We start from the raw sequence: 13,721 nt of genomic DNA, 5'->3' as shown, positions 1-13,721 counted from the left end.
TCCTCGTATCACTTTTGCCCTGACGGCTGGGAATCAGCGGTTGCAGCCGGAACCGGGCCGGTGGAGGCCAGGTAGCTCAGCAGGCGTAGTGGCCCGTTCCTTGGAGCGTCAGGCGCAAGCGCCTGCCAGCACTGGTCCGTCAGCTGCCGCGACGCTGCGGTATCCCCCAGCGACCGTGCGGCATGTTGCATTGCACCGAACAGATAATAGCCCGAGCCGGCATCGGCCAGCAGCGCCGGGCCATGCTCGCCCTGCAACAATCGACGTCCTTCCGTTAGTACGGTGTGGTGATCGTCGGTGGCCGCCGCAGCGACCAGCGCCAGGCTGGCAGACAGGGCCGCGCTAAGCTGCAACGCCAAGTCGAACCCTGCTTCGGGCACCAGAACCGCCAATGCACCCATGATGCATCTCTAGCCCAAAATCGCACTCGACAAAAAGGCCCCGTACAAACGGGGCCTTTCTTCTTCGCACTCAGAATCAGAGCTTACTTCGGAGCAGGCGCAGCGGCACCCTGGCACGAACCCGGGCGATACTTCGACTCAATGGAGCCTTCGCAGGTCCACTTCGGAATCACGCCGTTGGCGACGTTGCTGTCATCAGCCAGCAGGGTGATGTTCTTGCCATCGATGTCGGACGAAATGCCCTGAGCGGTGGCAGTGATCTTCTTGTTGGTGGAATCCCAGGTCAGGTCCGAAACATACTGGGTCTTCTGCACATCCGGGGTCCAAGAAGCCGGCGGCAGCTTGTTGTTGCTGGCCACGTATTCCGACACGTCAGTACGCAGCGAAGAAGCCGCCAGGATCACTTCCGAGACCTTGGCCTTCTTGGTGTAGTTCGAGTACGCCGGCAGCGCGATGGCGGCCAGGATGGCGATGATCGCAACGACGATCATCAGTTCGATCAGGGTGAAGCCCTTCTGGTTCTTCATGGTGGTACATCCCCAAGATAAGTGGTGGTTGATGTCGGGGGTGGCTGCCGACCGGCCAGATGGCCGGATGAGCAGGCTGCCCGTCCCCGCGGGTGGATCAACGCAGGTTACGTGCCAATCTCCCATGGCAGCGTCTCCCCGATTTCCCCGCGCCAATGATGGCAGCAATTTCGCGGATGGGAACCCCCCAGAAGCGAATCTGCGATGGACGCGGCAATGTGACGCGGTACGTCACCTTTCGTCTCGCCAGGTCGAAAACCCTGCGCGGCGTCACGCCAGCAGGCTCCCCGGATGGCCCTGAACCGGCTACCATCGCCGGTCAGGATGCCCGCCTGGGGATGGCGGGCCTTGGGGAGCCAACATGTCTGTCAGTCGCAGTGCGATCAAGAAAGAGCCCGTGGCGCGTAGCACCATGGAGCTGCAGCCGTTTGTCTGGGAGGGGACCGACAAGCGGGGTATCAAGATGAAGGGCGAGCAGTTGGCGAAGAACGCCAATCTGCTGCGCGCCGAACTACGCAAGCAGGGAATCAACCCCGGTCAGGTCAAGCCGAAGCCGAAGCCGCTGTTCGGCGCGGCCGGCAAGCCGGTGAATGCCAAGGACATCGCTTTCTTCAGCCGGCAGATGGCCACAATGATGAAATCCGGTGTGCCGATCGTCTCGGCGCTGGAGATCATCGGCAGTGGGCACAAGAACCCGCGCATGAAGAAGATGGTGGATGATATCCGTACCGACATCGAAGGCGGCTCTTCGCTACATGAAGCGATCAGTCGGCATCCGGTGCAGTTCGACGAGCTCTACCGCAACCTGGTACGCGCTGGTGAAAGCGCCGGCGTACTGGAAACAGTGCTGGATACGATCGCTTCCTATAAAGAGAACATCGAAGCGCTGAAGGGCAAGATCAAGAAGGCGCTGTTCTACCCGGCCATGGTGCTGGTGGTGGCGTTCCTGGTCAGCACCGTCCTGCTGGTCTGGGTGGTGCCGCAGTTCGAGGAGGTCTTCAAGAACTTCGGCGCCGACCTGCCGGCCTTCACCCAGATGGTGGTGAACCTGTCCCGGTTCATGGTGTCCTGGTGGTGGCTGATGGCCATCGTCATGATCGGATCGGTGGTGGCCATCGCCATGACCTACCGGCGCTCGGAGAAGATGCAGCATACGGTCGACCGGCTGGTGCTGAAGGTGCCGGTGATCGGCCAGATCATGCATAACAGCTCGATCGCCCGATTTGCACGGACCACGGCGGTGACCTTCAAGGCCGGCGTGCCGCTGGTGGAGGCACTGGGCATCGTCGCTGGCGCCACCGGCAACAAGGTCTATGGCGAGGCGGTAATGCGGATGCGCGACGACGTCTCGGTGGGCTATCCGGTCAACATGGCCATGAAGCAGCTGAACCTGTTCCCGCACATGGTCATCCAGATGACCGGCATCGGCGAAGAGGCTGGCGCGCTGGACGCCATGCTGTTCAAGGTGGCTGAATACTACGAGCAGGAGGTCAACAATGCCGTGGATGCCTTGAGCAGCCTGCTGGAACCGATGATCATGGTGTTCATTGGTACCATTGTCGGTGGCTTGGTCATCGCAATGTACCTGCCCATCTTCAAACTCGGCGCCGTCGTCGGCTAAAGGTATCAATGGCATTTCTCGACCAGCACCCCGGCCTCGGCTACCCCGCCGCGGCCGCCCTGGGACTGCTGCTGGGCAGTTTCCTGAACGTGGTCATCCTGCGCCTGCCCAAGCGGCTGGAGTGGCAGTGGAAGCGCGATGCGCGCGAAGTCCTGGAGGAACCGGACTTCTATGAGCCCCCCCCACCGGGGATCGTGGTGGAGCCGTCGCACTGCCCGCACTGCAAGCACAAGCTGAGCTGGTACGAGAACATCCCGCTGTTCAGCTGGATCATCCAGGGCGGCAAGTGCCGCCACTGCAAGGCACCGATCTCGCTGCAGTACCCGCTGGTGGAGGCGCTGACCTCGGTGCTGGTGCTGGCTTGCGTCTGGCAGTTCGGCTTCGGCTGGCAGGGCTTCGGCGCCATCGTGCTGACCTGCTTCCTGATCGCCTTGTCCGGCATCGACCTGCGCACCCAGCTGCTGCCGGATCAGTTGACCCTGCCACTGATGTGGCTGGGCCTGATAGGCAACATCGACAACCTGTACATGCCGGCAAAGCCTGCATTGGTCGGCGCGGCGGTGGGCTACCTGTCGCTGTGGATGGTCTGGTGGCTGTTCAAGCAGCTGACCGGCAAGGAAGGCATGGGCCACGGTGATTTCAAGCTGCTGGCCGCGCTCGGCGCTTGGTGCGGGCTGAAGGGCATTCTGCCGATCATCCTGCTGTCGTCGGTGCTGGGCGCCATCATCGGCTCGATCTGGCTGTACAGCCGGGGCCGTGACCGCGCCACGCCCATTCCCTTCGGGCCGTATCTGGCCATCGCCGGCTGGCTGTACTTCATGTGGGGCGCACCGCTGGTGGATCAGTACCTGATGATGAGCGGGCTGCGCTGAGGGGAGTCCCCATGAGCCGCTATGTGGTTGGCCTGACCGGGGGCATCGCCTCCGGCAAGACCGAAGTGACCCGGCGCTTCGAGGCGCTGGGCATTGTGGTGGCCGATGCCGATCTGGCCGCACGGGCCGTAGTGGCCGCCGGCAGCCCGGCGCTGGCCCGCATCGCCGAGCGCTTCGGCGCCGACATGCTGCTGGCCGATGGCAGCCTGGACCGGGCCCGCCTGCGCGCTCACGTGTTCGCCGACCCGGCCGAGCGGACGGCGCTGGAAGCGATCACCCACCCGGCTATCCGCCTGCTGATGCAGCAGCAGTGCGAGCAGGCTGAGAGCCCCTATGCGGTTGCCGCCATTCCGCTGCTGACCGAGGTGGGTGGGCGGAAGGCCTACCCATGGCTGGACCGGGTGCTGCTGGTGGACGCGCCGGAGGCCGTGCAGCATGCCCGGCTGATGCAGCGCGATGGCACTGATGCAGCGCTGGCCGACCGGATGATTGCTGCGCAGGCCAGCCGCGCGCAGCGGTTGGCGCTGGCCGATGACGTGGTGGTCAATGATGGGCAGCCGGAGGACCTGCAGGTGCAGGTGGAACAGCTGCACGCGCGGTATCTGGGGTTGGCCGGGGGATGAGGCCGGGTTGCCGGCCAGCGGCCGGCACTACCAAAGCGTATCCACGCATGGCGTGGATCTACTGGACGACCAGGTTGCCGGCCAGCGGCCGGCACTACCGAAGCGTATCCACGCGTGGCGCGGATCTACTCCAGCTGCAGGCGGGCGTAGCGGGCCAGTTCGCGGGCGCCGAGCAGCAGGCCGTCGACGACATCGGGATTGAGTTGCTGACGGGCACCGCCCTGCTCCCGCGCGATTTCGGCGGCGTGCAGTAGCTGGATCAGGGTGTTCAGACCGGCAAGCGTGCGGCTGAGGCCGGCCATCGTGGCGGCCTGCGCCGGGCTGGCCCCCTGCACGTCCAGCCGCTGGCCGTCGGCGGCGTCGCGGCCATCCATGCGCGCCAGCAGGGCGGGCAGCAGGTCCTTGGGGTCATCCAGCAGCACTTCGACACGCTCGGCGACGTCGGCAGGCAGCAGGTGGGCGGCGTCGCCGATCAGGGCGTGCAGCTGGGGGAACAGCGGGCGATTGGACATGGTGGAGCTCCTCGCAGTCGGCAGGCCACCTGCAGATGCAAGGTGGCGGACGGTGCGGGTTGGCGTACCGGACAACTCCCAGATGGATGGAAACTCCGGCGGATTCCCGGGAATCCCCACGCACCGCCCGCCGTGAAGCGGGCACAGTGCATTGTCCGCGATGCCGCGCGAGGCATCGGAAGCTTTCCATCTAACAGTTGATTTCAGGACGCCAATCCCGGCCAAGGCACCTGCCCCGGCCAGGTCATCAGGCCATCGCCGCACGCGGCGATCTGTAAGGAAATTCTCAAGTGCGGCGCGGGCTTGCCAATGCGTGCACTGGAACACGCGCGGGGCGCGGCAGCGATCACGGTGGTGTCGCGTTGGGCCTGATGCCTGATCATCGCGCGAGGGTAATTCAGTGGCACAAGCGACACAGAGCGCGATGCAAGGTCGGCAGGGTCCGTGCCGACCAAGGTCGGCACCCACCAAAGCAGGGGCCCTTACAACGGCTTCGGCGAGAACGTCAGGGTGGCGATCACGCCACGCTCGCCACCGGGGCGCACGCTCACCTGCCAGCCGTACAGATCGCACAGGCGGCTGACGATCGACAAGCCGATGCCGCCGCCCTGCGAATGGCCAGCATGCGTGCCGCGGTAGCCACGCTGGAACAGCTTGGCGGCATCTTCCTCGCTCAGGCCCGGGCCACTGTCGGTCACCGAGACCGAATTGGCGCCGACGAACACGCGCACCTCGCCATCCTGCGAGTACTTCACCGCATTGCCGATCAGGTTGCCCAGTGCCACCGACAGCGCTGCCTCGGGCGCGTCGACCACCAGGTTGCGCTCACCTTCGAGCACCAGCTCCAGCGGCTTGCCGCCCAACTGCGCACGGTGCGCATCCAGCAGCTGCTCGGCTACGCGGGCCACGTTGCTGGTGCCCTGACCGCGTTCGTTGCGCGACAGCAGCAGCAACGCGCCGATCAGATCGCTGCACTGCTGTTCGGCACGCTGGATGCGCTGCAGGCGCTGCAGCACCTTCTCGTCCAGGCCGGGCCGGGTCAGCAGCAGTTCGGTGGCGCCACGGATCACTGCCAGCGGCGTGCGCAGCTCATGGCTGACGTCGGCATTGAACTCACGGTCGCGCTGCACAACTTCGGTCAGCCGCGAGGAATAGTCGTCCAGTGCCTGTGCCAGCTGCCCCACTTCGTCATCGGGGAAACGCGGCGCCAGCGGCTCAGGGTCACTGGTACCACCACGGTAGGCGCGCAACCGTGCGGCCAGGTCCGATACCGGCTTCATCACCTTCGAGGCCGACCACCAGCCCAGCACCAGTGACAGCAGACTGAACACCAGCACCGACAGCACCAGCGCGCGGTTGAGCTGCTTGCCGCCGCGCACGCTGTCGGTCATGTCATAGGCGAGGAAGAACCAGGCGTCCGGCGTCTTGCGCACGGCCAGCTTGTAGGAGTACGGCTCGCCGTGCTCATCACCGCTGACGCTGTGGATGCCATCGGAGAAGCCCGCCCACTGCGCGCGTTCTTCGCGCACCCGGTCGAACTTGTCCTTCGAATAGGCATAAGCCCTGATCTGCAGCACCGGTGCATCCGGGTTATGCCCGGGGTGCTCGTAATAGCGGCGCGCATACTCGTCGATGTTGCGGTTCATCAGCTCTTCCACCAGCTGGTTTTCCACGCGCAGGCGGGCCCAGTTGGTGGCGAACGCGAACAGCGTTGTCAGGCAGAAGCCCAACAACACGAACGAAACGATGATGCGGCTGCGCAGGCGCCGCCGATACGGCGTGCGCCGGCGCTCCCCCTTGCTTGCCACCGAATCAGGCTTCCGGGGTGGCGATGCGGTATCCGATGCCATGGCGGGTCTGGATCAGCGGCACTTCGAACGGCTTGTCGACCACCGCACGCAGGCCGTGGATGTGCACGCGCAGGGAATCCGAATCGGGCAGTTCTTCGCCCCATACGCGGGTTTCCAATTCCTGGCGGGTCACCACGGCCGGGGCCGCTTCCATCAGCGCCTGCAGGATCTTCAGTGCAGTCGGGTTGAGCTGCAGCAGCTTGCCCTGGCGGCGCACTTCCAGCGTATCCAGGTTGTATTCCAGATCGCCGGTTTCCAGCACGCGGGTCTGCACGCCCTTGCCGCGTCGCGACAGGGCGTTCAGACGCACTTCCACTTCCTGCAGCGCGAACGGCTTGATCAGGTAGTCGTCCGCGCCGGAATCGAAGCCGGCCAGCTTGTTGTCCAGCGAGTCGCGGGCGGTGAGCATCAGTACCGGGGTCTGCTTGCGCGCTTCGTTGCGCAGCTTGCGGCAGACCTCGATGCCGTCCATGCCTGGCAGGTTGAGATCCAGCACGATCGCGTCGAACTCGTGCACCACGGCCAGATGCAGACCGGTAACCCCGTCAGCCGCGAAGTCCACGGTGTGGCCCCGGTCCTCCAGGTAGTCGCCCAGGTTGGCCGCAATGTCGCTGTTGTCTTCGATTACCAGGATTCTCACTGTCACCTCTAATTGACGAATTTGCCGACGCGCTGGGCCTGGCCCATATCACGCTGTGCCTTGTCCTTCCGTCGCGCGCGCTCGGCTACGGTCGTGCACTGCGTCGTGGACCGGTTCGAACCCGTGGCCTTTTCACGTTGGCATATTAGACGACTATCTTCACGGGCCTGTGTCAAAACCGTGTTCACGATCTGCTGGTCGTTGAAGACATCGGTTCGTACCTGTTCAGGCATGGAATCGCGGTCGGGATGCTGCTCGACGGCCGTACGCATGCGCACCAGCGCCTCGCGCACGCGGCTGCGGTCGGCCTGTTTCAGCTCGCTGTAGGTCTCGCCATCGTTGAGTTCGATTTCGATGCGCTCGATCTGCTGCTGCAGCGGCTTGCCCGGAATAAAGACCTCACCGGCCTGGTTGGATGCGGAGGCGGCGGTGGCCAGGGTCAGGCCCGAGACCAGGACCGCCGACATCAGGAGGGACTTCATGACAAACGAATCCTTGTTTGAGTTGAGGGTTGACTGTATTCGCACCGCCTTCACGCGAGCAAGTGCCGGTCGCTCGGGCGGCAATCGGCCCGGCTAGCGGTTACTGGGAGGCGTGAGATTGTTGAAGGTGCGCTGGTCGTTGAGCAGGGCCTTGCCCTTTTCCTCGATCCGGCGGCGCTCGGCCACCGTCAGGCAGCGGCTCTTGGGCATGTTGCTGCCCGTGGTGCGGGTGTGCTGGCAGATCTGGCGGCTGTCTTCGTGGGCGCGGACAAGAACGGTGTTGATCCGCTCCTGGTCGTTGAAGACCTCTGCCTGGACCTGCGGCGGGAGCTCCTGAAGCGTGCTGTGGTCCCCCATGCGCTGGGTGATGCGCGCCAAGGCCTGCTGCACCTGGGCGCGGTCTTCAGCGGAAATCTCGCTGTATTCGCCGTCATCAAGGGCCCTTTCAACCCGCCGGACCTGCTCGGCCACCGGTGCCTGCCCGTCCATCTGTATGGCGGTCTTCTCCGGCTTGGCGGAGACAGTGCCAGACAACCCCAGCAACAACGCGATCATCGTGATGCGGTACATCGCCAGCCTCCGGATCCATCCAGGAACGATGGCCACTCTACGGCCGTCACGCGGCCTCCACAAGGGACTTCCGGCAGGTATAAAAAAGACCCAGGCGGTGGCCCGCCTGGGTCTGAAGTCGTATCCCGATACCGATCCTGCTGAGAGGCAGAGCTGCGGTTCGCTGAAGGCTACGCCGGCGCCGATTAAAGGCATGTTAAAGCCGGCCTCATTTGCCCATGAGAATCTCAAGCCATTGATTTGTCATGGCTTTTTCAGCTTCTCGACGTGCTCGATGATGCGCGTGGCCACATCTACCCCGCAGGCGGCTTCGATCCCCTCCAGCCCCGGCGTGGAGTTGACCTCCAGCACCAGCGGGCCGCGCGCGGAGCGGATCAGATCCACCCCGCACACCGACAGGCCCAGCGCCCTGGCCGAACGCACCGCCACCTGCTGTTCGGCGCGGCTGGCCTTGGCCGCCACCGCAGTGCCACCGGCATGCAGGTTGGAGCGGAAGTCGCCTTCCGGCGCCTGGCGTTGCATCGAGGCCACCACCTGGTCGCCCACCACGAAGCAGCGCAGGTCGGCGCCCTTGGCCTCACCGATGAACTCCTGCATCAGGAAATTGGCATACAGCCCGCGCAGGGCCTCGACGATACCGCGCGATGCGCTGGCCTTTTCGGTGAGGATCACGCCCCGACCCTGGGTGCCCTCGTTGAGCTTCACCACGTGGGGTGGCGGGCCGAGCATGGACAACAGGTCGACGGTGTCATCCGGGTTGTCACCGAACACGGTGACAGGCATGTCGATGCCCTTGGCGGCCAGCAGCTGGTGCGCACGCAGTTTGTCGCGCGAACGCAGGATCGCGTCGGAGGGGTTTGGGGTGCGTGCGCCCATCAGCTCGAACTGCCGCAGCACGGCGGTGCCATAGCGGGTGATCGAGGCACCGATGCGCGGGATGACCATGTCCACGCCGGTCATCGGCCGGCCCTTGTAGTGCATCGAAAAACCATCGGCGGCGATGCGCATGTAGCAGCGCAGCGGGTCGAGGATGCGAACGGTATGGCCACGCGTGCGTGCCGCCTCGACCAGCCGGCGGGTGGAATACAGGGAACTGTTGCGGGACAGGATGGCGAGCTTCATCGCGGCAGGATCGGGCGGCAGGCGCGCAGCATAGCGCGGGCGTGTGGCGGGTGGATGATGCCCCGCAGGCCACCGCATCTGCATGCCTGCCGGGGCTGTGCGAATATGCCGTTGCCGGCTGATGGACATAAACGGCCGGCTACACAATCCAAGGAGAACCACAGATGCGAATGGGAATTCCGCTGTTGTTGCTGTTTGGCCTGGTGGGAGGCGCCGCAGACGTACGGGCTGCGCCGACCCACGCAGTCTCCCGGCTCTACTTCGATGCCACCAACACCCTGATCGGCCAGGGCCTGCGCTACTGCACGGGCAAGACACAGCACCAAGGCGTTGCCTCACACGCCAATACCCGCTGGATCGATGTTTCCTACGCCTGCCAGGGCGACTCGACCGACGTGTCCTACGGCAGCTGGGTGCCTGCGCAACTGCGGCAGGACTTCTGCACGCTGTATGACGCCTGCACATCACTGATGCCGTGGCCGGAACCCAGCCTGCCCGGCACCCTTGGCAACGGCTTCTACTCAGACTGACAGCCGATAGCCGCCGCACCGTCTCCGGCGATGACCGCACCGTCGCCGGGGACATCCTCATGGCTCATCCAAGGGATGCCTGCCGCCGCTGATCAGCGCGGGGGCAGGCGCAGCGAGAAGTGCCCATCGCGGACACGCACGGCCAGCGCGGTTTCCCGCCATTCCACAGGCAGGGCGAGCGCCGTGTGTGGCGTGGGGATGCGTGTGATCGCGTCGAACGTCCAGTGTTCCTCATAGGCTTCGCAGCGAAGCGAACCGTCATCGCCGGCCTCGATCACATCGATCCAGGCACCACTGCGGGCCTTGCCGCTGCCGCCCGTCGCACGGCGGCCAATGGCCTGCCAACACCCCTGCCAGTGGACGAGCCATACGCCCTCGATGGGACGCAGATCCCCATCAAGCACGCTGCCCGCCACCGCCACGCACCGTCCGGACGGGCTGGTGATCACCGTTTCCAGATCGCAGGCGTGACGGTCACTGGGCTCGCCATCAAGACAGAGCGCGTACGGGCAGACGCGCGCGAACAGCGTCGGATGCGCGGTCAGGCGCAGATCGTCGGGCAGCAGCGGTATGGCCTGCAGCACCCGGGCATCCGGCAGGACATGCCGCAATGCCTGCGGCAACCCGGCGGCCAGCGCGGGATGCTCCGGTTCCAGCCATAGACCCCGGCAGGGCCGCAGCGTGGTCGATCGACAGGGGATATCCCGCAACCACATTGCGGCTTCGGCATCCCCGCCAAGCTGCCGGCGCTCGTGCAGTTCCTGCCAGAACAGGCTGGGAACAATCGCCTGCAGGTGCATCACCCGCTTGTCCGCTTCGTCGTAGACGATCACCGCTTCGCTGCGATCAACATAGCCACTGGCCACACGCAGCCCGCTTCCCGCCAGCGTCTGCCACTCGCCACTGGCGTCGTGGCTGCCTCCAGTGGATACGCCCTCGACAATGGCGCCATCGCGCAGCATCTGGGTGCTGTAGGCCGGACCTCCCATGCCCAGTTCGCCCCAATCCAACAGGACATCATGCGTGGGCGGCCGGGTAGCAAAGGGCAGCGTCGCCCGCGAGCGCAGCAGTGCGCCGCCTACGGTATCGCCGACCAGATCAAGGCGCTGCAGCACACCACCCACTGCAAGGCACGCGGCCAGGGCGACAACCACGCCCAGCGGCGACCACCAGGCCACGCAGATGGCGACCAGGACCAGGAACGGCAGCCACTGGGTGAAACGGCGGAGGGCGATTCGATCAACGGTCATGCGGGCATGGTGACTGCGATTGCGCACCATTCAAACCTTCAACGCGGTGCCAGGCAATGGGGGTCGAACCGGCATTGCCGCTAGACTTTCCCTGATGATGGAACGATGACTGACGTGAACCGCCGGAGTCTGCTGCTGGACGTACTACCGCGATGGAGAGCACTGGCCAAGGATCCGGGAGTACCGCGCCGCATGCTTCGCCTGCCGGACTGGCAGGCAGACTGGAACGCGGGCATGGCCCTGCTTGCGCGTCATGCGCGCAAGGGCGGTGACCCTGCGGAGGAACCGCTGCAGGGGCATGCGGCGCTGGAACATGCGTACGGCTGGGAAGCGGTTGCCCAGACCGGCAGCAACCTGCTGCTGAAAGGCATCGACCGTGGATTCGCCCCCACGGCATTGCAGCAGATGCATGCCGACGTTGCAGAACTCTGGCTCGAGCATGCACGTTTGCTGGCCATTGCCCGGAACAGCCTGCAACAGCAGGGCCACGACATCGCGCTGGCCGCGCCGTTGCAACCGCGCACAACGCAGCACTACGAGTACGCCCTGCAGCTGTTGTCACTGGGCGTGCTGCTGGATGCGCAGGACCGTCTTCCAGCGTTGGTGGAGAAGGTGCTCTGCTTCGACACCGACCGCGTGCTGGACTACCTCAGCGCACCGGCACTGGGCCTTGCCGAAGCCAGCGATGCGATATTCCATCCGCGCCCGTTCGCCGAGCTGTTCGCGCCGTTGCGCGACGGTGAAGCGTTCGTTCCATCCCTGCTGACCGGCTACCTGCAGGTGCACTACCGTGACTTCTTTCTACTGTCGCCCCAGGCTCAGAAGCGGACCCGACGGCTGACCGGACCGCATGCATGGGGTTACTGGGCGCTGGAGGTAGCAGCGCTGGTGGTGCTGTATGGCGGCGACGATGCCGCGCTGCGCACCTGCCCGCACTATCCTTCCGACCTGGTGGACTTCGCCCGGCCGCAAGCGGGCGCATAAGCCACTCGAGCTATGGTTCGAAGGGGCCACAGCCCAACACTGAGGAGGAGATTGCGGCGCTGCTGCCACACGCTCGAGCTGGGTGTGGTGCATCGAGTACGCCGCGTCTGCCGTGGGTGAATACCCTGGAGACATGGAGCGGGCGATGGGAATCGAACCCAAACCCACCCAACCGACTGTTTCAAAAGGAAATCCATGAAACAATCGACTGAAAAAACGATACCTCAAACGATACCTGAAAGGCTAGCAGGGTTGCAGAAGGGCTATCAAGTGTCGACGTAATGCGTCTCGATTCCGAGCGGTCCGTAGCAGCAACCGATCCTCTGACGTAGCGAACGCCTAGCCCCCTCCCCCTGTGCCAGAACCGCCGACACCGCCAAAGCGAGCGTGTTCGAGTGGCCGGTCACTTGTGCATGACGCACCAAGTTCGCAAGAGCACGCAGGAGATCGTTAAATCGTTGCAACATCCCATTAACACCCGCCGATATACGATTGCGACTCATTCCCAAATGGACTTGTGACGTGTCAAACATTCCTACCCTTCCGACCGTTCCCCTGTTTGCGCCCCCGCAGCCAGACCCTTATTACGGCTTTGGCGGCATCCAATACGAGATCGCCTTAAGCTCCCCAATTTTGCAGGAAGGCACTCCCCCGCCCATCATCATCCGAGCACACTTCGCCAACTCCGATGGAATCTGGGCAACCGAAGGCACGGATCAGTTGAACGAGCTCTGCAAGGTGATGAGCAACCGGCCGGGAGACTTCGTGCGGGCGCAGATTTTCCGCTACGGTGCCTACTGTGGATGGCTTGGCGAAAACAGAGAATGGGCATTGCCTGGCTCTACTCCCACGTCGCAGAACGGCGTTCCCCTCCTTGATCCCGTTCAGGCGTGGGTAGAGGACGGGATGCGCTGGCCTCCGGCTTGGCGCGGCAACCTCTTTGACACGCAATTTCTTGCCGTCCAAGGCGTAGCGCACTGGATCTTCGGTAAGGGGGAGCCAATGACCGTGTCTCTTGAGAACCTTGGCCTGTTCAATCAAGTCACGGATTTCTCACCGATCATGGATATCCTGCGTGATCACAGCAAGGGCGACGGAACTTATCAATTCAGTGAGGCGCCCTTTATATACAACACCTTTGACCACGTCACGAACAATGTCCATGCAGCAGGCTTGATTGGTCGGGTTTCAGGAACACTAACGGGAACGCTGACCATCAACGGCGGGTCCTACACGTTCGATGGAAACTACGGCCTCAACCCAGATACCTACGACGCAAACCCAGCAAATCGCCCGCATTACCAGGAAGCACTCACCTCGTTCCTGCAAGCCATCAGCAATGTGATTGGCACGACCAACTATCAGATCAACTTCACGGGTCGCAATACCGTGCACTTCCAAGGCATCCGACCGTGAAGACCCCGCTCCTTCTCCTCACTCTCCTGGCAGGCGCGTTAGCCGGTTGCTCACGTGCAGACTGTCCCAACATGAGCAGTGAAGAGCAGAGAGAGCAGGTCGTCCACTACGTTCTTGGCAACACTTTCCCTCCCCTCAAAGACGTAGCACGCAGCGACATAACGTTCCTCGACGGCACCCGTCGTTACAACGCGGACAGCCGCTTGTGGGGATGGAACTTCCAAGCGAACGGAAAAGAATACATTGCCCTCATCGATTGCGACGGCAGCGTTGAGCTCTCCATAGCAAAGGAAGCCCTTTCTCCGTAGCGACCACCTCCTG

Annotated in this window: 16 protein-coding genes; 7 read left to right on the top strand and 9 right to left on the bottom strand. The window is 63.9% G+C overall.

Going from position 1 to position 13,721, the window contains the following annotated elements:
- Positions 1-8 precede the first annotated feature (8 nt).
- Complete coding sequence (locus tag N5C25_RS05440) at positions 9-359, bottom strand: hypothetical protein (protein WP_279936573.1); 351 nt, start codon at positions 357-359, stop codon at positions 9-11.
- Positions 360-484: 125 nt separating this feature from the next.
- A complete protein-coding gene (locus N5C25_RS05435; RefSeq protein WP_010481507.1) occupies positions 485-928 on the bottom strand; it encodes a pilin in 444 nt (147 codons plus the stop codon).
- 361 nt (positions 929-1,289) lie between these two features.
- Between N5C25_RS05435 and N5C25_RS05430 the strand changes: the two genes are divergently transcribed.
- The 3 genes from N5C25_RS05430 to coaE are packed head-to-tail and all read left to right on the top strand — an operon-like array spanning position 1,290 to position 4,044.
- Positions 1,290-2,549 (top strand): type II secretion system F family protein, encoded by a 1,260-nt coding sequence (locus N5C25_RS05430; RefSeq protein ID WP_279936572.1) that lies wholly within the window; start codon positions 1,290-1,292, stop codon positions 2,547-2,549.
- Positions 2,550-2,557: 8 nt separating this feature from the next.
- Positions 2,558-3,421 (top strand): A24 family peptidase, encoded by an 864-nt coding sequence (locus N5C25_RS05425; protein ID WP_021204211.1) that lies wholly within the window; start codon positions 2,558-2,560, stop codon positions 3,419-3,421.
- Between the two features lie 11 nt (positions 3,422-3,432).
- Entirely contained in the window at positions 3,433-4,044 is a 612-nt protein-coding gene (coaE, locus tag N5C25_RS05420) for a dephospho-CoA kinase (protein WP_279936571.1), read from the top strand.
- 125 nt (positions 4,045-4,169) lie between these two features.
- On the opposite strand, the gene N5C25_RS05415 is transcribed toward coaE, so the two are convergent.
- The 6 genes from N5C25_RS05415 to rimK all read right to left on the bottom strand — a co-directional run bounded on the left by N5C25_RS05415 (position 4,170) and on the right by rimK (position 9,220).
- Positions 4,170-4,556 carry a hypothetical protein gene (locus N5C25_RS05415; protein ID WP_049413362.1) on the bottom strand — a complete coding sequence of 129 codons (387 nt, stop codon included), beginning with the start codon at positions 4,554-4,556 and terminating at the stop codon, positions 4,170-4,172.
- A 482-nt stretch (positions 4,557-5,038) separates the two neighbouring features.
- Complete coding sequence (locus N5C25_RS05410; RefSeq protein ID WP_058981949.1) at positions 5,039-6,406, bottom strand: HAMP domain-containing sensor histidine kinase; 1,368 nt, start codon at positions 6,404-6,406, stop codon at positions 5,039-5,041.
- Positions 6,369-7,046, bottom strand: coding sequence for a response regulator transcription factor (locus N5C25_RS05405; RefSeq protein WP_005410804.1), 678 nt, complete (start codon positions 7,044-7,046; stop codon positions 6,369-6,371). The genes N5C25_RS05410 and N5C25_RS05405 overlap by 38 nt, the downstream gene beginning before the upstream one ends.
- 8 nt (positions 7,047-7,054) lie before the next feature.
- Positions 7,055-7,528 carry a hypothetical protein gene (locus N5C25_RS05400; RefSeq protein ID WP_019660177.1) on the bottom strand — a complete coding sequence of 158 codons (474 nt, stop codon included), beginning with the start codon at positions 7,526-7,528 and terminating at the stop codon, positions 7,055-7,057.
- Positions 7,529-7,621: 93 nt separating this feature from the next.
- A complete protein-coding gene (locus N5C25_RS05395) occupies positions 7,622-8,098 on the bottom strand; it encodes a hypothetical protein (protein WP_058981951.1) in 477 nt (158 codons plus the stop codon).
- Positions 8,099-8,341: 243 nt separating this feature from the next.
- Positions 8,342-9,220, bottom strand: coding sequence for a 30S ribosomal protein S6--L-glutamate ligase (gene rimK, locus N5C25_RS05390; RefSeq protein ID WP_058982194.1), 879 nt, complete (start codon positions 9,218-9,220; stop codon positions 8,342-8,344).
- Between the two features lie 164 nt (positions 9,221-9,384).
- Between rimK and N5C25_RS05385 the strand changes: the two genes are divergently transcribed.
- A complete protein-coding gene (locus N5C25_RS05385; protein WP_251102890.1) occupies positions 9,385-9,750 on the top strand; it encodes a hypothetical protein in 366 nt (121 codons plus the stop codon).
- 92 nt (positions 9,751-9,842) lie between these two features.
- Here the strand turns inward: N5C25_RS05385 and N5C25_RS05380 are convergent, their stop codons facing one another.
- Positions 9,843-11,000, bottom strand: coding sequence for a hypothetical protein (locus N5C25_RS05380; protein WP_279936570.1), 1,158 nt, complete (start codon positions 10,998-11,000; stop codon positions 9,843-9,845).
- Positions 11,001-11,114: 114 nt separating this feature from the next.
- Here N5C25_RS05380 and N5C25_RS05375 point away from each other — a divergent pair, with 114 nt between their 5' ends.
- From N5C25_RS05375 to N5C25_RS05365, 3 genes are all read left to right on the top strand, one after another.
- Positions 11,115-11,984, top strand: coding sequence for a PoNe immunity protein domain-containing protein (locus N5C25_RS05375; protein WP_279936569.1), 870 nt, complete (start codon positions 11,115-11,117; stop codon positions 11,982-11,984).
- 522 nt (positions 11,985-12,506) lie between these two features.
- Positions 12,507-13,400 (top strand): lipid II-degrading bacteriocin, encoded by an 894-nt coding sequence (locus tag N5C25_RS05370; protein WP_279936568.1) that lies wholly within the window; start codon positions 12,507-12,509, stop codon positions 13,398-13,400.
- Between the two features lie 71 nt (positions 13,401-13,471).
- Entirely contained in the window at positions 13,472-13,708 is a 237-nt protein-coding gene (locus N5C25_RS05365; RefSeq protein ID WP_144435362.1) for a hypothetical protein, read from the top strand.
- Positions 13,709-13,721 lie beyond the last annotated feature (13 nt).

Origin of the sequence: Stenotrophomonas sp. GD03958 (genome assembly GCF_029839005.1) — a bacterium.
Taxonomy (GTDB): Bacteria; Pseudomonadota; Gammaproteobacteria; order Xanthomonadales; family Xanthomonadaceae; genus Stenotrophomonas; species Stenotrophomonas hibiscicola.
The sequence above is the reverse complement of the archived record's forward strand: the minus strand, read 5'-3'. Positions and strand labels throughout refer to the sequence as shown.